We start from the raw sequence: 21,017 nt of genomic DNA, 5'->3' as shown, positions 1-21,017 counted from the left end.
TAGGATGACTTATCTTTTAATGAGCGCAATTTTATTAAATATCATGCCTGGGCCCGCTATGTTTTATGTCGCCCAGCAAACCTTGAATCGTAATTCCCGTGCTATTGCGCTCTCGATTATTGGTATTGAGTTTGGGACTCTCATTCATATCGCCGCCTCTACTGCTGGACTGACCTGTCTCATCGCAAAATGGTCTCCTTTCCATTCCTATTCTAAATACATCAGTGCCGGTTTCCTCATTTACCTGGGCTTCGCTCAATTAATTAAACCTAAAAAAATTAGTGTTTCTAATCCTGAAGGTTCCATTTTTTTTAAGGGAATACTTATTAATGCCTTGAATCCGAAACTTATTCTTTTTTTTATGACTATTTTACCTCAATTTTTAAATGGCAATTCGCAATACTCGACCGTACATATCATTTATATGGGATTATTATTTGCCATTTTGGGCGGTGTAGCGAATATTTTTTTTAGTTTGATGGTGAACTTACTCATCACCTCTATAAATGATTCAACGAAACTCTCGCTAATGATAAAATGGGGATCACAAATAATAAGTTGTTTCTTCATTGTTTTCGGAATTGTTTTTATGTTCATGCGATGAGGCTATTTTACGTGCAATAGTATTTGCTATATTCATTCTTAATTAAGTGCATTATCTCGAATCAACCCAGAAGAATGGCACGTCATTTTAAATCACAGGTATAAATTATGTCTTCAACGCAGGTCGATGTTTTAATTATAGGGGGAGGAATTGGTGGATTAACAGCTGGATTAGCCTGTCGCCAAGCAGGCTTCTCCACACTGATACTGGAATGTAAAGACAAGCCTTGTGAAGCCGGAGCAGGTATCTGGCTTCCTCCCAATGCGTTACAAGTCTATGAACACTTAGGGTTGATTCACGATCTTTTTCCATTTGGATGCAATATCAACCAGATTAACTTGATGTCTACTTTTTCAGGAATGTTAAGGCAAACCAATCTAAAAAATTATCTTAATGAATATAAATTTACTATTTTAGCCCTCCATCGGGCTCGATTATTAAATTATCTCCTTCAAAAAACCGAGAGAAATTCGCTTCTGTTTAATCAGTATATCGCTGAAGTGCAACAACAAGATGCCAGTGTTACTGTTTCCCTAAATGGAGGAGAACGTATTACAGCAAAAATTATCATCGGTGCTGATGGAATACACTCCTTAGTCAGAGATTTAATATTCGGGAAATCACAAATAAGGTATTCAGGAAGCAGCAGCTTTAGAGGGGTTATCACGCTCCATGAAGAAACTGCACTCAAAAAAGATGAGGTTTATGAGATTTGGGCGCCAGGTTGCAGACTTGGATATTCATTTATCAGCAATAATGAAATCTATTGGTATCTTACCTTCGATGCGAAACAATCCTGTATCTTCTCTTCCAAGGAGAAATATCAATTTTTATCAAAGTGCGTTGATCAGCACTTTCCAAAACAATCTGAGTTAATGCGAACGATGCATCCTGAGCGTATCATTCACACCGATCTAACAGATTTGGTTCCATTGAAACAATGGAATCATCATCGAATCTGTTTGCTTGGAGATGCAGCCCATGCCATGACACCTAATCTGGGGCAAGGTGCAGCTCAGGCCATAGAAGATGCTCTCGCTTTAGCAACCACACTCAAAAGATTTGGTCTAAATCAAAATGCATTATTTGAATACAATGCAATTCGAATTAAAAAAGTGAATTATATTGTCAAAAAGTCTTGGGATTTTGGAAAGTTGTGTCATCTGAGATCACGACCCAAGCAAGCAACTAGAGATTTTCTTGTGCGAAACATGCCTCACAGAGTAGAGAATAAAATAATGAATCAGATGTACACTCCTTTAGTACAATAAAAATTTTGCTGCGCTACAGTAGCATATTTTATTTATTATCAAACAGGCATGGATCTGGCTTCATCTCAGCTTCAATGCTACATTAAAAACAAATATTTAATTGATTTTATTTATGCAAAAAATTCCAGGCATTCTTAGTTTTTTAAGTCCCTATCTGCGTCAAAACAAACCTTATCTATGGATTTTTTTTATTACCGTCATCATTGCTGGTTTTGAAAGCAGTCTTCAAGCCTATTTTATGAAATGGATTATTAATCTTGTCAGCATCACGCCAAAAGCAACATTATTACCTCATATTATTATACCCGCTGTGCTTTATGTCAGTATGGACCTTTATCACAATCTCACCATGCGTGCTTATTTATATGCCGCCATGAAAATGTACCCTGTCGTAAAAACGCAAATCATCGATGATCTTTTCCACTATATTAGCAAACACAGCATCCAATTTTTTCAAAGTAATCTTGCTGGTGACATTGCCAGTAAAATTCAAGACATCAGTATTGGGACAGAACCTTTAATTCGCAGTTTTTTTGATGGATTTATAGCAAGGCTAGCCACCCCCATCATTGTCACTTTTTTCCTGGCAACTGTTTCTTGGTGGTTTTCATTAATTTTTGTAGTGTGGACTATATTATTTGTCCTGATTACCTTTAAGCTTTCAAAAGGTGTAGGAAAATCTGCAGAATGTTTCGCCCGCAATAAAAACCAGATGAGCGGAAAATTAATCGATGCCATTAGCAATATCATCACTGCTAAAATATTCGGGCAAACCCAATTTGAGAAAGAGCATTTAGGTCTAAGCCTTGCTCCATTGAAGGATTCAGAACAACAAGTTCAATGGGATTTACTGAAACTTCATTTTTTTCAGGGGCTCATGACCTTCTCTTTATTAGCAAGTTTTATGGGTCTTTTGATTTATGGCCGTATCTATGGAAACTTAACCCCGGGAGATTTTGCTTTTATCCTTACACTGCTCATTATGAGTTTAAGCCATATTTATATCTTAGGACAAACCATTGGGGATGCCATTAAAGGCATTGGAGAGTTTCGACAAGCCTTGAATGTTCTTCTGCTACCTCATGATTTGGTAGACCATCCCAATGCAAAACCATTAATACTCTCCAAAGGAATCATTGAGCTGAAAGATATTGATTTTGAATACAACCCCGATCAGCTTTTGTTTAAGGATTTTAACTTACGTATTGAATCAGAGGAGAAAGTGGGAATTGTCGGGAGCTCTGGAGCGGGAAAATCGACCTTAATCCATTTGCTCTTACGTCTGTTTGAACCTTCTGCAGGTAAAATTACTATTGATGGACAAAACATTGACTCAGTGACCATCAACAGTCTTCTTAAAGCCATTACCCTCGTTCCCCAACAAGTAGACTTATTTCACCGTTCCATATTAGATAACATTCGGTATGGCTATCTCGAAGCAACCGAAGAAGAAATATACCATGCAGCCACTTTAGCTGAATGCGATGAATTCATCCAGCAATTACCCCAAGGTTATCTAACTCAAGTAGGTGAACGGGGCATGAAACTGTCTGGTGGTCAAAAACAGCGCATTGCCATAGCTCGCGCTTATCTAAAACCTGCCAAAATCTTAATCATGGACGAAGCAACCTCAGCACTTGATTCCATTACTGAAAGTTATATTCAAAAATCATTAATGCGCATCATGCAGAATAAAACAACCATCATTGTAGCCCACCGCTTAGCCACTTTAAAACAAATGGATAGAATTGTGGTTCTGGAAAAAGGAAAAATCGTAGAACAAGGACCTTTCCAGAATTTAATCCAAAGCAATGGCCCATTTAGCCAAATGTGGAAGCAGCAAGCCTTTATTTAAATTGTATACCTACAGGATCTTGTCCACAGGAGGACCTCATTGAATTTAGATTTTAACTTTAGTTCTTGGAGATCAATTTACTCTACAACCTTTGAGATAACTCTTCCTTTATAATCACCTAAGATTACGCATATCAATCCGATGATCAGCATCGCCAGGGAAATGAGAACATTCAGTGTGGGTCCTTCTCCAAGGAATAGCATGGAACAAATAATGCCAATAAGGGGAACACCAGTTAAAGACAATGAAGTAGTCACTGCAGGAAAACGTTTGCTTAGCTCAACGGCGCCCCAATATGCCAAACCTGTAGCAATCCTGCCAATATATAGAATCAATAAAATCGAAAATTTTGTCCATTGAATCACTGGGTGGGGTTCAAAGATAAGAGCACTGATTAAAAGTGTTATTGTTCCTACTAATAAATGCCACGGCATAAGCTGGAGTATGGACGATTCTGAAGGGTAAAACCGCACATGAAGAATTGCAATCGCCCACAAGACTGCGGAGAAAAATAAGGCAGCACTGCCTTTTAGTGCATTGTAATTCGACCAATCGAAAGACAATGGGTTAAAGAGCAAAACTATCCCTACAATACCAATAAGTAAACCCAAAGCCTTGATTAAATTCAATTGTTCCTTAAAGAAAATAATAGCGATCGGTGCAACCCAAAGCGGTGTAGAATAAACTAAAATAACTGCATGTCCTACGCCATTGTAGAACAGGCCATAATTCACCAATACCGTGAATAAACCTATTTGGAAGAAACCAACAGAAAATAAATGCGCCATATCACCGCGTTTTGGCAAAGTAAATTTTTTTTGAAAAATGACCAATATAAAAAGAAATATACTTGCTATCACCATACGCGTAAAACCAAACCATTGAGGGGGCATATAGTTCATGGCTAATTTCATGAGGGGCCAATTCATTCCCCAGACGAGCAGCACAAAAGCCAATAAAAATTGATTTATCATAGATGTTTTTATCCCAATTTTATTAATCCATTTGAATTCGTCCGAATTTTAAAGCATAACTTTAATTTATATTTTTAGACATCCTTTTAAAAAATTAACTCTGAGGGTCCCCAATCACTTCAATGCCCCTTTTATCCCTTATTCGGGATAAATAAACCTCTACACCCTATTGGGGATAAAATTGCAATTATCCCTTATGAGGTATATAATTTAAATATTCCTTTTTGGGTATAACTTAGGAGTATTTATGCTCATTCACTCTCCGCAAGAACTAGCCATAGTGATAAAGAATCAAAGGAAAAAATTAAACCTAAGCCAAGCGGAAGTTGCAGATTTAGTCGGTCTAAAGCAAAAAACTATTTCGGCGATTGAAAATAATCCCGAAAATATGAGACTAAGTACCTTATTTAAAATTTTATCTGCGCTTCGCTTGGATCTAAAAGCCTGGCCTAAAGACAACACCAACATGACGAATCAATGGAATAATGAATGGTAAAAAAACAAAAACAAATTCTTTATGTTTTGATGAATGGAATTAGGGTGGGAATACTTGAAAAAACATCTCAAGCCAACCTTCGCTTTACCTACGATCAAAATTGGTTAAATCAACCCGGTGCCCGCCCTATTTCCTTATCCTTACCATTGACACACCAAGCTTATACAGGCGATGTCGTGTATAACTTTTTTGATAATTTGCTTCCAGATAACCAACAAATTCGAGCGAGGATACAATCGCGCTTTCAAATAGCAACCAGCCAACCCTTTGATTTACTCGCGGGAATTGGTAGAGATTGTGTGGGTGCAATTCAATTGACGACTAATTCGTCCCATTTATTTGAAAAAAAAATTAAGTATAAACCTTTAACAGAGCAAAAAATTGCTTCCATTTTAAGAAATTACCAAATCAACCCATTAGGGATGCGTTATGAAGATGAAAATTTTCGAATTTCCATTGCTGGGGCTCAAGAAAAAACCGCATTTTTATATCATGAAAATCAGTGGTGTGAACCCCTCCAGGAAACACCGACTACCCACATTTTTAAACTACCCATCGGGTTTATCGCACATCAGCAAGTGGATTTACGAGACAGCTGTGAAAATGAATGGCTGTGCTCTCTTTTAGCAGACAGCTTTGGTTTACCTACAGCAGAATGCGAGATTCTTCATTTTGAGGAAATAAAGGTTTTATCAGTAAAGCGGTTCGATCGTCGTTTAGCTCGGGATAAAAGCTGGATAATGCGATTGCCTCAAGAGGATCTATGCCAGGCATTAGGTGTTTCTTACAACATTAAATATCAGGCAGATGGAGGACCAGGTATTAAGGAGATTATGAATTTGCTCCTGGGTTCAGCTAATTCAATTGGCGACCGCGACTTATTTTTCAGAGCTCAAGTTTTTTTCTGGTTGCTCGCAGGGATTGACGGGCATGCAAAGAATTTCAGTTTTTTTATTGAACCTGATGGAAATTACAGGTTGACCCCTTTATACGATATCATGTCAGCATATCCTTTGATTAAAGCGAAGCAACTACAAATGCAAAAAATAAAAATGGCTATGGCTTTAAAAGGTAAAAACAATCATTATCATTGGTACTCTCTTCAACGCCGACATTTCTCCGATACTGCAAAGGATGCCAATTACTCATTAGAAAGAGCAGAAATTATTTTAAATGAAATGTTAGAGAAAACAGATTCTGTCATTCAAGACGTATCAAAAAAATTACCGCACGATTTTCCCAATTATATTTCGGAATCTATTTTTGAAGGATTACACAAAATAAAACAAAAATTAGAAAAATAAAGAAGGTCGGTAAAAACCTCATAAATAGATAAAAAATCGTTCAGTATATCATTAAATAATTTTATTAAAAATAAAAATTATACTTTTTTTTAAAACGTCATCTATAGTTAGATGTAAATAATAAAAATAATAGGTGATATTATGTTACTTCGATGGACCGGTGTAACACTTATATTATGCATGCTTAATTTCCCATGTTTTGCCGAAGAAAAAGAAATTGCCATTACAATTGACGATTTACCTTTTGTCGGATCAGGTTCCAGCACACCAGCCAGTTTGAAAAGAACCCAGGCACGTTTTATGGCCCTGGTAAAAGCATTAGTCGACAATCAAGTTCCAGCGACTGGATTTGTCATTGGTGAAGCCGTGGCCAAAAATGAATGGGACCTTTTGCAAACATTTCGTAACCAAGGTTTTGCCCTTGGTAATCATACTTATACCCACAAAAGTTTGAATCATTTAAGTGCGGATAAATACATTGCAGATATTGATCATGCCGATAATATCTTAGCTCCTGTTTTGACGGAACCAAAATATTTTCGTTATCCCTATTTAGCAGAAGGTACAGGACAAAAAAAACAAAAAGTCTATGATTATCTTGCGGAACATCAATATACCATTGCTCCAGTTACCATTGACAGTAAAGATTATGAGTTTAATGCACGATTCTACAGGATCCCTTATAGGAAAAGAGCAGCAGCGCTACCGGGATTTAAAAAACGTTATTTGGCTTACATCTGGCAACAGACTTTAAGAGCTGAGAAAAATGCTAAAGGGAGAAATGGAAAACAAATTTTGTTAATTCATGCAAATCTTCTTAACAGTTTATGTTTGGAAGACATTATCGAATTATATAAAAAGAATGGATACAAATTTATTAGCTTAGCAGATGCTTTAAAAAGTAATACCTCTGAATCCTTGAGTCATACTGATGCAGCAAATAGTGTGATACCCTCAATCATGGAAGCAAAGCAAAAAATAGAAGCTAGAATTAAATCGGAACATAAAAGCTAAGATTTTTTATAATCTTCACTCGTTCTAACCAACTTGGAATAAAGCGAGTGAACTTTTTCAATATTGAAAGAGTTTAACCGGAAATTAATTTATTTTTTTCTAAACGCGAGACCGCATGTTTTGGTAAAAGAATCCAATAGTGCCCCTGATTTTTCATATGACCCGCGATAAGGGTTGCTTTTTCTCCACCACCCCAGAAGACATCGCCACGTACTTTACCGCGTATGGCTCCTCCAGTATCTTGAGCAATCATCAGGCGTTGCATGGGTTTATTTTCATCAGGATTTCGGATATCGGGACGGGTTGTCGTTAACCACAAAGGGGCGCCCATTGGTACCCATTGCCTGTCAATAGCCAGTGAATACCCTGGCGTTAAAGTGACCCCTTGAGATCCCATAGCGCCATAAGACATTTTTCGGAAGAAAACAAAAGACTGGTTTTTATTGATAATTTTATCCATTTGTTTGGGATGAGCTTCTAAATAACGTTTGATAGCCTGCATGGATGCGTTGTCTTTAGTCATAACGCCTTTTTTAATCAAAACCCCTGCAATTGCGGTATAAGGTTTTCCATTTTGGGCATCATAACCCACATAAATTGTATTACCATCTTCTAATTCAATAATTCCGGAACCTTGTATTTCTAAAAACAAGCGATCTATAGGGCTGTTAATCCATACTAATACTCGGGCTTTATCTTTTAAAGCGCCATTATTAATTTGTTCACGGGTATAGTAAGGAACGAGTTTTTTATCTTCTAGTCGACCAACGAGACGGCGATTTTTTATATCGTTAAAGAATAGACCTAAATCTGTGGTAATCAGATCATCAGGGGTTTCATAAAGAGGTACATGAAACTCTTTCGATTTGGTAAAACTTCCCTTTATTAGAGGAACATAGTAGCCAGTAAATAAGCCAGGTTTTTCACCAGGACTTGTAAACTCAACGGGGGTAAACCATTTTTCAAAAAAATGTTTTGCTTCATTTTCATCAATAGGGGAAATTTTTAAAGCTGCGTTACAAGCCGGTTGCCAATCTTTGACTTGTAGATCAATATGATCCGTACCTACTGTCTGTTCTGGATTTTGTTTGATGAAAGCACGGCAAGAAGTCTGAAAAGTCATTAATGATTTTTTCAGATCTGCGGATTTCCATCCGGGTAAGCGCGAAAAATCAGCCTGCCGAAACAGGGTTGATGGTTTCTTCACGGGCCAAAACCACCACATGGTAACGCTTAAGGTGATTGCGGCAATAATTGTAATCGAGATAGTTTTCATTTTCATAGGCGGACAATTTTTACACGTTATGGAATATTTTGCAACGCTTAATGGTGATTTTTAAACATCAAGTAAATATTTAGAACAATTCATTGCATTCAATATCTCTTCTATAATTAATTGATGTTAAATAATTTTATACGAACACACAAACAAATATATGATAAAAATGAGGTAAGGGAAAATTTTTAAAAAATGTGCGCGATAAGTTGATCTAATGCAGTGATATAAACTAAAAAACCTCTAAAGTCCTCATTGGAAATTGGTGTCATTATTCTTTTTGTGTCAGCTTTTGATAGTAGCTCTTGTAATTCATAGCGTAATTTTAACCCTTTAGCCACATCATGTTTTTGATATGTTTCCCAAACCGCCAGTTCATAATTTGATAATTCATAACCTAATAAACGTGAGGTTTCCTCAACTTTTGTTCTATCAATACTCAGTAAAATATGACTTATTGTTGCTTGTATCATCACCAATGACTCAAATTGTTTCGTCATTTGAGCCAGAAGATTTTTCTTTTTGATGCTTAAAGGTTCATCTTCCATAGTTTCAAGAAGTTCTCGGGAAGACCAAAATAAATTGGCCAAATCATGCAACTTGATTTCATTGCCTGATGTTAAAAGAATTTGTTTTAGGTTTTGCCCCATTAACAAATACAATTTATTAATATATCGGCCTAATATAGTCCAAACATCAGATCGCCATATTAAATTGGCGACTAGGAAACTTGCAATAATCCCGATAACGATCCCACTCAAACGCTGTAATGGAGGGGAAAGATAAACCGGCGGCCCTCCCTCCTGAGCTAAAGAAATGATTAAGGCAATATTTGCTTGCAATCCTATATAAGAATATTTGGGTAACTTGAACATAAAATAGGAAAAGAACCAAATGGATACAAAGAAAATTAAAATAAAATCATAAAGGGTCATTTTAATAAAAAATAAGGAAAATAACGCAACCCCTCCACCTAAAGAACAACCAAGAAAACGATGGATGCTCACATTTTTCATTTCAAAAAGATTTTTACGAATAGAGAGTACGAGGCTACTGATAATCCCATTAAGCCCTCCTTGCCAATTCGTGACCATCCAAAAACCCAAAGCCAAAATCACTGACACTCCCGCTTTGATGCTCCTTTTGATCACATTCATATCTGTGCGTATTCTGTCTTGGTTTTTTATGATATGGAATTTCGGCGCCAGCGTGATAGGAATACTGCTTAGCAGGGATTGCATTAAAAAAAGACTTTGGTTCATTTGATGCAGGAAATGTACAAAAGCATAGATGAAATTACTTCTAAAAAAATGATTGTTTATTTCTGTATTTGTACCTTCTGGCGCATTTAAAAAGGAGAATGCCCCTCCCTTCTTTGTTGAGTTTTGTCCTATATCATTATCTAAATACTTGATGATAGGAGTTGTTTTTAACTCCATCGAAGTATCCTTCGGATTAGAAAAAGATTCCTGAATTTGCCTCAGATCCGATTGGATTGCATATAAAATTGATTTTAGAGGTAATGATTGCACCACAGTCAAATCGCGATGTTGCGTAGAGATAAGGATTAGATAATGTATTTGCCTTGCTAGATCATAAAATGTATTTAATAAAGCCCTTACCTGATCCACTCTCTCTTTAGTAACCCCCAATTCATACGTCATTGCGCCAATCAATTCTCTTGATTTACGTAATTTCTTTTTTATTTTTAAATGATTTTGTGATAACAATTCAAAATCGAACATCCCTTCGTCCAGCATATGGAACAACTGATCTAATTCTGCGGAAAAATCTTGGAAAATTTCAGTTATTTGCGCATCAATATTGTCCTTTAAATGATTTGGAAAAATAAAATAGGCACTAAGCGCTGAAACTAAAACACCAATTCCAATTTCCACTGGTCTCCATATTGCAACTAAAAATGCATTGTGGGGGTTTATCGCTATTTGCGAAATAATAATAAATGCGCACAGAGCGCCTAATAAATATGCATAACCATTAATACTAAAGCTGTAATAATAAGCCCCCATGCTGACGATCAAAAAGCAAGAAAGAAAATAGAGTAAAAAACTGTTCGTTACCAATCCAGCGATATAAAAACCCAAGAATGCACCGGCAACTGTGCCAACGAGACGCATTGTGGCTTTATCAATAATATTGCCTGTATATAAATTGGAAACAATGACAACACTCATTCCAGACCAAAACGGAGTTTCCAAATGAAATTTAAAAGAAATTAATACTGCAATCACTGCAGCGAATGCTGTTCTAATGGCCGCCCTGTTTTCCACTGTTCTAGGCCAGAAAAACACACATTCACCTGTAAGTAATTGTCGTGGCGCTTGCACCAATTCGCAGAGGGTATTCCTCAGAAATTTCATCAATAGAGATCCGTACGGGAAATCTTTGTGCAATGCGTATCCAATCTTCGGTTGCCTGTAAATAAACTAGCGGTGAAGGTGCGGCATCTCCACGTTGTTCCCGATTTATTCCCCAGCCTATACTCTCTACATGTCCATGAAAGACTTTTCCTGGATACATATCTATCATAATTTTTGCTTTGTCCCCTGGATGAATGAGACGAATAGCGGTTTCACGGTAGCGAGTTACCACCCACCATTTTCCATTTTCAATAAGGGCAAATAATCCTTCTTCAGCTTTGATATATTGGCCGATGCGTAAATTGAAATTACTGATATATCCATCTTCCGGCGCCACAAGGGTAGTATGATTTAAATAGTAATTTGCTTCATCCAATTCAGACCTTGCGGTTGAAATTTTAGCTTTGGCTAAGTCTTGCTTTTCATTTTGATAATTCGATTGTGCCATTTCTAATTTAGCTTTAGCCCGTTGTACTGCATAAGTATAAGGAAGCGGATCTATGCCTAGAAGTTTATCTCCTTTTTTTACTTTTTGATTTTCATGAATATAGATATGAGTTACAGATCCAGAAACCAATGAACTCATATCAATTACATGTGCAGAAATATATGCATCGCTAGATCGGGTATCATAAAAAGCAAAATATCGGTACGCTGCATATCCAGCGAGTAAAAAAATAAGAACGGCAATCTGCGGCCAATATTTAAAATTAGAAATATTATGAAATCGCACCAAAATTCTCTTTCTTTATCATATCTCTTACAATACAACCAGGCTTAATCTAGCTCAAGAAATATTATTAATATTATCTATTCATCTCAATCCATCTCCTTCAAACATAATCCTGTTTTTTCATACAAGTGCGGTAATCGATCTCTCTAAAGTAATTGTAGTAAAATATACTATGGATTCCCGCGTGGTGGAAAACCATCTTTCAAATGCTCACGACCTTGTCATTCCCCGATGTTCCATAAACGATTAGTCGTGTTGCCTGAGAGATGGATTCCCGCCTACGCGGGAATGACAAGATACAAAAGTAATTCCTGCGTATAGAGGAGGATCAAACACCTGTTATTCTTTGCAAGCGAGGAATACCCAAACTGTCATTCCTCGCTAGTCGTAAATACATCCCAATGCGCAAATCCTGTTATTTCCGCAGGACGGCAAAAGCTCATCTTTCAAATGCCCCACAACTTGTCATTCCCGCGTAGGCGGGAATCCATCTCTCAGACAAAGTGACGGAACATTTATTGGTTGAGTTCCCGAGCCGCGGCATCACAGAAAAGCTGTGGAGAGTATCTAAGAGAACAAGGGGCCATTAATCACAAAGAATTTTCAATGACGCCTTTATCATAAGAAAATTTTACATTGATAAATAAGATATATATCGCCAACTACTAATACCTAAAGGGACTGAATGTTCTTTCTTTCTCAGGCAGGGAATTGCCCTGGCAGAATGTATAACCCGCATTTGTATCACTGATATAGGTATATGGTTTCCCATAGAGACTACTGTCACTCTCTGATGACGGGTTGCAAGTTTTTTTCCTCTGAGATGGACTACCAAACAGGGAAATTCCCCCAATTCTTCCAATATATATTGATACTGGCTGAAACCGTTAACTAAGATACAGCCTTTGCGATTTTGAAGATCTTGAACTACCTGGTTTGCAGAATCGGAATGTAGAATACAGTCTGGATTCAATGATTTATTTTGTTGCACTAATTGCAAGGCAATATGTTCTAATTGGTAAAAACGATCATGAAACACTTCTTGTTTATTTATTGCTTTGTAGTACAGCAAAACATGATGCATTGAGTTCAATACTAACAAGCTAATCACAGCCAGAATGAGTAAGGTCATTAATAGAATAAAACCTGTATCTCTAGGACGGCGGTTCGAAAATTTTGGCTGTGGGTAAAGCCATTCTCTTCTACATTTCTTTGTAAAAGACTGATTCATAACCCACGCACAAGAATTTTGAGCTGGTGTTTTTCCTTCCCTTCCAATTCCATGGATATTTGAAGCAATTGCTTCTCTTTTAGACGACGAACTTGTACTTTCATTGAATGAACTAAAGGCGTCACCTCTTCTGTTTGCAGCAATGTATAATGCAAAGTATTTTTATTTTGGAGGTTTTTCTTGATAAACCACTTCTCTTCAAAAAACTCACCTATATAAGCTGCGTTATCATACATAAAAAACAGGGGTCGGCCCAAAGTGATTAAGGATGTTTCTTTATTTTTTTCTATATTGAATTGATCAATCACTTCAGCATGCTCACAATCTGCGATAAGAAGCAGCCTGTTTTTATGAACTTTTGCTGGATTTTGCACTAAAATTTTGGCGCCATGGATTTGGATGATTTTTGAGAATTGTTCATTCATACGGTTTACTTGCACAATAGGGTTTGGTTCATTTTGAATCCGTAAGGATTGGATTTTGTTTTGATGATTTCTATGATCGATAATTTGCAAACGATCGATACTCAAACATGGGGTGAAGCCCGCGCGTCTAATACTGTCGCTTATTAAATTACTGACCCATTGTAAATCGAATTGTCGCTCCAGTGTTTTTTCTATTTCAAGGTATTCTTTCTTACTGTTCAAATAAAGCTGGATTAAAATCAGCATCATCACGCTTGCTAAAAAAAGGCTGATTAGCAATTCAGCGAGACTGATTCCCCTTTGGATATTCATAGTAAACTACCTACCCGTTGGTGATTTCGGGTGATAGAACCGATTTGTTGATTCCAAGCAAGTTGAATGATTAATTCATTATTCTGATTTTGTACTTTCAAATGATAGGTAGAGGACACCTGAGGAATTTTTCTTGCCCCTGCTATTAGAGTTTCTTCGATTTGATTCAGAATAAGTAAACCTTGAGTCTTTATAATTAATTGCTTTAGTATTTGTTCACTCTGCCTTTGCTGTTGTAATAAACCCAGCGTCAAAGTAGTCACTAACAATAATGATACCAATACTTCAGTAAGGGAAAATCCCTTTTGCTTCATCATATTCCATTTCCTGTGGTTGGTTTGCCAGGCAAAGATTAGCGCCCTAAAAACTAAAATTCAAGAGATAAAATAGACTTGGCTATTAATTTTTACTCATTTCGTGACAGAAAGCTAAAGCTTGGATAATATGAGAAAAAATTTTTAAATAGGGAGTTTTATGGCAGTTAATTTTCAGCAATTACCTCACCCGGGCATACAATCTTTAGTCCCCTATAAACCTGGTAAATCTATTGAAGAATTAGCACGTGAAAAAGGAATTAGTTCCCATAATATTATCAAATTGGCAAGTAATGAAAATCCTTTGGGCTGTAGCCCATTATCTCTTGCAGCAATAAGAGAAATGTCGCCTCATCATCTCGCCACTTACCCTTCACCCAGTAACCATCCGCTCATTCCAAGGCTCGCAAATAAACTCGCACTTCAAACCAATCAACTCTTTGTGAGTAATGGTTCAGATTATATTTACACGATTCTTCTCAATTGTTTTGCATTGCATCAAGACAAGCACATTATGACCCATGAATATGCATTCAGTACTTATGAAATTCAAGCAAATACTCTGAATATACCGGTTCGAACAATATCCGTAGCCTCAGATTGGCAAGTGAATATAGAAAAAATAATTCAAAACTGTACATCAAAAACATCTATTATTTTTTTAGCAAACCCTAATAATCCAACGGGAGTCCTCATTGATCAAAAAAAAATAAAATATCTACTGGAAAATATTCCCGAAAGTACCTTGTTGGTCGTTGATGAGGCTTATTATGAATATGCAGAATCTCAATTAAGCTGCAACAGCATCGAATGGCTGACTCAATTTCCTAATTTAATTATTACCCGCACTTTTTCAAAAATATATGGATTAGCGGGTGTTCGGTTAGGATATGCCATGGCTCATCCTTCAATTATTGAACTCATGCAACGTATTCAATTACCTTTTACCGTAAATCAAGTCGCTTTGACCGCGGCACACGCTGCTTTAGATGATGAAGAATTCATACAATCCAGCTTCCGGATAAATTCGGAAGGAATGCAACAAATTAAAGAAGGCTTCGAGCAATTAGAAATTGATTATTTACCTTCCGCTTGCAATTTTCTTACCTTTAATTGCAAAGAAGATGGTCTGTTACTCTACAACTATTTATTAGAGCAAGGTATTATCGTGCGTCCTTTACACCCCTATAAAATGAACCATTACATTCGAGTAACAATAGGAACTAAAGAGCAAAATAATCGTTTTCTTGAAGCATTAGGTAGTTATTATTAGAGTCTGTTGACAATTCTCTAGAATGAGCCAAAATAATGCATGGCGCAGCATACCTCCGTTTTTCCGCGGCAGAGTTCGCGGAATCCGTACTCGGAGAGATTAGAGCATATCAAATCGCAGCAATTTGTCCAAAGTAGAAATTACCCTGCAAGTAAAGGAAAAAAAATGACAAGTGATCTAAGTAGTAAACATTGTGAATCATGTGAAGGGATAGGGGCAGCATTAAATTCCGAACAAATTAAAAATTTAATGCCGCAGCTGAATAAAAATTGGGAAGTGAGCGCAGACAATCGAATCATAAAGCGAAATTTGTCTTTTAAAAATTTTTATGAAACCATGGCTTTTGTGAACGCTCTTGCATGGATAGCAAACACTGAAAATCATCATCCAGATTTAGAAATTGGTTATAATTATTGCCACGTAAGTTTTATGACTCATGCGCTCAATGGTTTGAGCCATAATGATTTTATTTGTGCAGCAAAAATGGACCAATTACTCAATAATTAAAAATTAAAGAAAAATTATCCGCTGGAACACAATAGGTTTTGTATCCCTACCCTGGCTGTTTACAGTCAGGCTCGATAGTTTTTACATTAATAGCGCATAACGACCTTTTCCTCTCCCAATAGATTACTTAAATGTCCCAGCAACTCGTCACTGGGCATTACTTGCCACTGTGGCGCTAAACTCAACTGTGCTTTAGCATGTTCATTGCTGTATGAAAATTGTACTGAACAATGACCCGCATGAGCATTTAACAGGGATTTAATGGAAGCTAAAATGCCATGATTTTCAGCGTGTAAGCGCAATTCCAGACATCGAGCAAATTTAGTTCTCGCTGTGGGCACATCATAAAGATGACTGGCAGTCATTTTTACACCCCCATTATAATCATCATGAGCCACTTCCCCTTCTATCACCAACATATTCCCAGTGCCCATGCCAGAACAAGAAGATTCAAAAAGCTCGCCAAATACAACCACATCAAGCCGAGCGGTTGAGTCATCCATTCCCAATATTACTAATTTTTTACCTCGCTTTGTAAGGATCTTACGTATCCCTACTATTTGCGCGCAAATAATGGATTTTTTATGGATTGAAGGATTTAATTGGCTAATAGAAACGATAAAATCACTAAATTCACGTCGATATTGATCAGCAGGATGACCTGTCAAATAAAAGCCCAAAACCTCACGTTCACCTTCTAACCTTTGAGCTTCAGACCAGGGTTTGCACGGAATATATTCTTGTCCGTTGCCTTCATCTTCTAATAAAGAAAATAAATCAAATTGTCCGCTGGATTGATTTTGGTGTTCTTTTTCTGCCACTTTCAATGCTTTTTCCAAGGAGGCAGTCAATATGGCTCGTTCCACATTCCAGTCATCGAAAGCCCCGCTTTTAATCAATGCTTCCAAAACACGCCGATTGACCTTACGCAGATCAAGACGTTGGCAAAAACTAAATAGGTCGGTATATTTTCCTGCTGCGTCACGAGCTTCTGTAATACAATCAATAGCAGACTCTCCAACCCCTTTTATTGCACCCAATCCATAAATAATGCTGGAATCATCCGCCACAGTGAAAGGATACATTGATTGATTAATGGAAGGAGGCAAAATCTTCAATTTCATGTGGGCACATTCGTCGATAAAGGTCACTACTTTGTCAGTATTATCCATATCCGAAGACATCACCGCCGCCATAAATGCAGCAGGATAATGAGCCTTGAGCCAAGCTGTTTGATACGCTACCAAGGCATAAGCTGCTGAGTGCGATTTGTTGAAACCATACCCTGCAAACTTTTCCATCAAATCAAAAATATGGGTGGCTACTTTTTCATCCACACCTCTTGCCGTTGCTCCTTGAGTAAAAATCTCTCTCTGCTTTGCCATTTCCTCAGGCTTTTTCTTTCCCATTGCCCGACGTAACAGGTCCGCAGCCCCGAGGGTATAATTTGCTAATACCTGTGCGATTTGCATGACTTGCTCTTGATACAGGATGACACCATAAGTCGGTTTTAGGATGGGCTCCAAATCAGGATGAGGATAATCAACAGCCGCACGCCCATGTTTTCGATCAATAAAATCATCAACCATTCCCGATTGCAACGGACCGGGTCTGAATAAAGCCACTAATGCAATAATGTCTTCAAAACAATCTGGCTGTAAGCGATTAATGAGCTCCTTCATCCCTCGCGACTCCAGCTGAAACACAGCCGTTGTTTTACAGGCTTTTAATAAATCGAAAGTCGCAGCATCATCTGTAGGGATTTGACTGATATCCACTGGAGGCAATCCTTCCAGATCACGCTTCTTATTGACTGTGGCCAATGCCCAATCAATAATCGTCAGGGTACGCAACCCTAAAAAGTCAAATTTGACCAAACCTGCAGCTTCAACATCATCTTTATCAAACTGGCTCACAATTTGGGTAGAGCCCTCTTCACAATAAATTGCAGTAAAATCGGTCAGCTGGGAAGGCGCAATGACTACTCCTCCGGCATGCTTTCCGGCATTACGTGTAATACCTTCCAGTTTTAATGCTAAATCTATAAGCTCTTTAACCTCCTCTTCTTCTGCATAACGACGTTTTAATTCATCTTCTTGCTCCAATGCTTTACTTAAGGTAATTCCAATTTCAAAGGGAATTAATTTGGCTAATTTATCTACAAAACCATAGGGGTGGCCTAATACTCGCCCAACATCTCGAACCACAGCTTTTGCAGCCATGGTACCAAACGTGATAATCTGGGAAACGCTTTGTCTGCCATATTTTTCAGCAACATAATCAATAACCCGGTCGCGGCCCTCCATACAAAAATCAATATCGAAATCGGGCATGGATACCCGCTCAGGGTTTAAGAATCGTTCAAAAAGTAATTCATATTCCAGAGGATCGAGATCGGTAATTTTTAATGCATAAGCAACCAATGATCCAGCCCCTGAACCACGTCCTGGACCAACGGGAACCCCATTTTTTTTTGCCCATTGGATGAAATCAGCAACAATGAGAAAGTAACCTGCGAATCCCATGTTATTAATTACGTTTAATTCTACTTGCAAGCGCTGATCATATTCTTTTCTTGACTCCTGGAATTCTGCAGGAGATTTATTCTTAAATATCTGCTGTAAACGTTCTTCTAAACCGACTTGCGATAAATGCGATAAATAATTTTCAACTGTCGATCCATCAGGAATAGGGAAATTAGGTAGGTAATTATTCCCTAAATCCAGCTTAACAGTGCAGCGTTTGCTGATTTCAACTGTATTTTCTATTGCAGAGGGTAAATCCGAAAATAAAGCAAGCATCTCATCCGCTGATCTTAAGTACTGTTGGGCGCTGTAAACTTGTTCTCTTCTTGGATCAGCCAAAGTATACCCTTCATGGATGCAAACACGCGCTTCATGGGCATCAAAATCTTCTTTGTCAATAAAACGAACATCATTGGTTGCCACCAGAGGTAATTTCAATTCATCAGCTAAAGCAATTAGTTTTTCATTATAGAGCGTTTCATCGGGTCGGCCTGTGCGTTGTATTTCTAAATAGAAACGATCTGGAAAAATCCTTTGCCAATATAAAGCCCGGCTTGCCGCTAAATCGACATCATTTGCCAATAAAGCTTGCCCAATATCTCCGAATTTTCCACCCGATAAAGCAATAAGACCGTCAGAGTATTCATGGATCCAATGGTTATGGACTCTTGGTTGTCCTAAATGTTGGCCTTCTTGATAGGCTTTGGAAATAAGACAAGTTAAATTTTTATATCCACGAGAATTAAGGCATAAAAGGACGATAGATGAAACTCGTTCGGGCTGTTCGGGGTCATGGCAAGGTAAATCACTCCCAATAATGGGTTTAATTCCAGCTTCGATAGCGCTTTTGTAATGTTTAACCGCAGCAAACAAATTGCAATAATCAGTTACGGCAACAGAATACATACCTCTTGAAGGTAGAACTTTCATTAAAGGCTTCACTCGAACTAAACCGTCAACTAAAGAAAATTCGGAGTGGACACGTAAATGAACAAAACGTTGTTGCATAAAAATCAGAACTCATTAAGCATAATTGATGAACTTTAACCTAAATCAAGAAATTTGCCTACCTGCTAATTTGAAACACGGATTCTATTGGCCCTTCACCTGTCCCAAGCAGTAACCCGGTGTATCTACGTTCTGCACCTGGCTCCTCCTCCCCCATCACGCAGGTTTAATCAAGGTTGGGATTGATGAGGATCAAAGGCATCCCTCACTGCGTCTGCAAATAAATTTATGGCTAATACAAGCAAAAACATAAATACAAAGGCAGCCAATATAGGCCACCAAATGACTGGGTTTCGTGCCAGTTCAAATCGTGCACTATTGATCATGTTTCCCCAACTAATAGTCATGGGTGATACCCCTACTCCTACATATGAGAGCAATGCTTCAGCCATAACAAGATAACTAAAATCCAAAACCAAGGTAATTACGACGATATGCATCACGTTAGGCAATAAGTGTTTGCGTAGAATAGTAAACCAATTCGATCCCAAAGCACGGGCCGCCTGGACATAATCGATTTCTCGTAATTTCAGCGTTTCGGCGCGCAAAAGACGGCATAAACTAGTCCAACTGGTTACTCCAAGAATGAAGCATAATGCCAACAAACGCGCATCGGCACTTTGGGCCAAAGTAGGAAACTGTTGCGGATGATTGGTGATGTAAACTTGCAGTGACAAAACTGAAGCCGTGATTAATAAAACCCCAGGTATGGAACTCAAAGTAGTGTAGACATACTGTATGACATCATCTGCAAAACCACCAAAATATCCCGCGACCACGCCTAGAAAAAGGGCAAGAGGCATCATGAATAACGTGGTAAGAAGACCAATGACTAAACCTGTGCGTATGCTTTTAATTGTATAATAGAAAATATCTTGTCCAATTTGCCCTGTTCCAAAAACATGAAATGTTCTTGAAAGCTCATAACCTAGAACAGCAAAAAATACAATAATACTTAAAGTAATTAATACACTCAAGCTGGTTGGAGTGAGCGTTATAGGTCTTAATTTTCTTATCCTACGAACAATAAGTATCGAAACTCCTATAAAAAGAGCTGTGGCGATACTGTATTTCAAAGCATCAACGAAGGTTTTATGTATTATTTTTTGTTTGTCTTCCTCTGTTTTAGCCGATTTCAAAGGGTAAGACAACAAAGGATAAACTTGCGTCACCACTCCATTGACTAAGGTTGTTTCACTCATGTATTGCCTTAGTGCTAATGGTGCAGAATAGGTTTTTTCTGTGATCTCATTTATAGGAGAAAGAATTTTATCCAACACAGTGTTCGCTGTTTCGGTTGCATTACTGGAGGTGGATAAATGAATTGAATCTAACACACCCACACTAATCAGAAACAACAAAATGATGCCGGCACTTACGGCAATTGGCCGATGTAAAATGAGAGAAAATGAGCGTCGGATATGTTGTTTTCGCAAGCTAAATAAAATAACAAACGTACTTAAAGCCAATAAAGTAAGAAAACATTTATCTGTCCATAGAAATTCAAAAGCCAT

17 protein-coding genes are annotated in these 21,017 nt (G+C 37.6%); 8 read left to right on the top strand and 9 right to left on the bottom strand.

Going from position 1 to position 21,017, the window contains the following annotated elements; translation table 11 throughout:
- The first annotated feature begins 4 nt into the window (after window positions 1-4).
- From BU07_RS0108420 to BU07_RS0108410, 3 genes are all read left to right on the top strand, one after another.
- A complete protein-coding gene (locus tag BU07_RS0108420) occupies window positions 5-604 on the top strand; it encodes a LysE family translocator (RefSeq protein WP_035899033.1) in 600 nt (199 codons plus the stop codon).
- Between the two features lie 107 nt (window positions 605-711).
- Window positions 712-1,875 (top strand): FAD-dependent monooxygenase, encoded by a 1,164-nt coding sequence (locus BU07_RS0108415; protein ID WP_031565142.1) that lies wholly within the window; start codon window positions 712-714, stop codon window positions 1,873-1,875.
- Between the two features lie 112 nt (window positions 1,876-1,987).
- Window positions 1,988-3,730, top strand: coding sequence for an ABC transporter ATP-binding protein (locus BU07_RS0108410; protein ID WP_051635514.1), 1,743 nt, complete (start codon window positions 1,988-1,990; stop codon window positions 3,728-3,730).
- Between the two features lie 77 nt (window positions 3,731-3,807).
- On the opposite strand, the gene BU07_RS0108405 is transcribed toward BU07_RS0108410, so the two are convergent.
- A complete protein-coding gene (locus tag BU07_RS0108405) occupies window positions 3,808-4,704 on the bottom strand; it encodes a DMT family transporter (protein WP_031565138.1) in 897 nt (298 codons plus the stop codon).
- 247 nt (window positions 4,705-4,951) lie between these two features.
- Between BU07_RS0108405 and BU07_RS0108400 the strand changes: the two genes are divergently transcribed.
- The 3 genes from BU07_RS0108400 (at window position 4,952) to BU07_RS0108390 (ending at window position 7,518) form a co-directional block, all read left to right on the top strand.
- A complete protein-coding gene (locus BU07_RS0108400) occupies window positions 4,952-5,200 on the top strand; it encodes a helix-turn-helix domain-containing protein (protein WP_031565136.1) in 249 nt (82 codons plus the stop codon).
- Complete coding sequence (locus BU07_RS0108395) at window positions 5,194-6,504, top strand: type II toxin-antitoxin system HipA family toxin (RefSeq protein ID WP_031565134.1); 1,311 nt, start codon at window positions 5,194-5,196, stop codon at window positions 6,502-6,504. Before BU07_RS0108400 ends, BU07_RS0108395 begins: the two co-directional genes overlap by 7 nt.
- Window positions 6,505-6,645: 141 nt before the next feature.
- Window positions 6,646-7,518 carry a polysaccharide deacetylase family protein gene (locus tag BU07_RS0108390; RefSeq protein ID WP_031565132.1) on the top strand — a complete coding sequence of 291 codons (873 nt, stop codon included), beginning with the start codon at window positions 6,646-6,648 and terminating at the stop codon, window positions 7,516-7,518.
- Window positions 7,519-7,591: 73 nt separating this feature from the next.
- Here BU07_RS0108390 and mltA read toward each other — a convergent pair whose 3' ends face one another.
- The 6 genes from mltA to BU07_RS0108360 form a co-directional block, all read right to left on the bottom strand.
- The gene (gene mltA / locus BU07_RS0108385) at window positions 7,592-8,800 is read right to left on the bottom strand and encodes a murein transglycosylase A (protein WP_031565130.1); all 1,209 of its coding nucleotides are present in this window, start codon (window positions 8,798-8,800) and stop codon (window positions 7,592-7,594) included.
- 182 nt (window positions 8,801-8,982) lie between these two features.
- Window positions 8,983-11,175 carry an FUSC family protein gene (locus tag BU07_RS0108380; RefSeq protein ID WP_084157815.1) on the bottom strand — a complete coding sequence of 731 codons (2,193 nt, stop codon included), beginning with the start codon at window positions 11,173-11,175 and terminating at the stop codon, window positions 8,983-8,985.
- Complete coding sequence (locus tag BU07_RS0108375) at window positions 11,111-11,908, bottom strand: efflux RND transporter periplasmic adaptor subunit (RefSeq protein WP_172459791.1); 798 nt, start codon at window positions 11,906-11,908, stop codon at window positions 11,111-11,113. The genes BU07_RS0108380 and BU07_RS0108375 overlap by 65 nt, the downstream gene beginning before the upstream one ends.
- Window positions 11,909-12,539: 631 nt before the next feature.
- Window positions 12,540-13,139 (bottom strand): type II secretion system protein, encoded by a 600-nt coding sequence (locus BU07_RS0108370; RefSeq protein WP_242601850.1) that lies wholly within the window; start codon window positions 13,137-13,139, stop codon window positions 12,540-12,542.
- Complete coding sequence (locus BU07_RS0108365; protein WP_031565122.1) at window positions 13,136-13,876, bottom strand: PilW family protein; 741 nt, start codon at window positions 13,874-13,876, stop codon at window positions 13,136-13,138. Before BU07_RS0108365 ends, BU07_RS0108370 begins: the two co-directional genes overlap by 4 nt.
- Entirely contained in the window at window positions 13,873-14,193 is a 321-nt protein-coding gene (locus BU07_RS0108360; protein WP_031565121.1) for a prepilin-type N-terminal cleavage/methylation domain-containing protein, read from the bottom strand. The genes BU07_RS0108365 and BU07_RS0108360 overlap by 4 nt, the downstream gene beginning before the upstream one ends.
- A 157-nt stretch (window positions 14,194-14,350) precedes the next feature.
- Here BU07_RS0108360 and hisC point away from each other — a divergent pair, with 157 nt between their 5' ends.
- Entirely contained in the window at window positions 14,351-15,463 is a 1,113-nt protein-coding gene (gene hisC, locus BU07_RS0108355) for a histidinol-phosphate transaminase (protein WP_031565119.1), read from the top strand.
- Window positions 15,464-15,628: 165 nt separating this feature from the next.
- On the top strand, window positions 15,629-15,970 hold the full coding sequence (locus BU07_RS0108350; protein WP_031565117.1) for a 4a-hydroxytetrahydrobiopterin dehydratase: 342 nt from the start codon (window positions 15,629-15,631) through the stop codon (window positions 15,968-15,970).
- 86 nt (window positions 15,971-16,056) lie between these two features.
- On the opposite strand, the gene dnaE is transcribed toward BU07_RS0108350, so the two are convergent.
- Window positions 16,057-19,503 (bottom strand): DNA polymerase III subunit alpha, encoded by a 3,447-nt coding sequence (gene dnaE / locus BU07_RS0108345; protein WP_031565116.1) that lies wholly within the window; start codon window positions 19,501-19,503, stop codon window positions 16,057-16,059.
- A gap of 170 nt (window positions 19,504-19,673) precedes the next feature.
- Window positions 19,674-21,017 carry an ABC transporter permease gene (locus BU07_RS0108340; RefSeq protein ID WP_031565114.1) on the bottom strand — a complete coding sequence of 448 codons (1,344 nt, stop codon included), beginning with the start codon at window positions 21,015-21,017 and terminating at the stop codon, window positions 19,674-19,676.

It is taken from the genome of Legionella wadsworthii DSM 21896 = ATCC 33877, assembly GCF_000701265.1.
Lineage (GTDB): Bacteria > Pseudomonadota > Gammaproteobacteria > Legionellales > Legionellaceae > Legionella > Legionella wadsworthii.
Note: the sequence above shows the minus strand (reverse complement) of the source record. Positions and strands in the feature narration are given on the sequence as shown.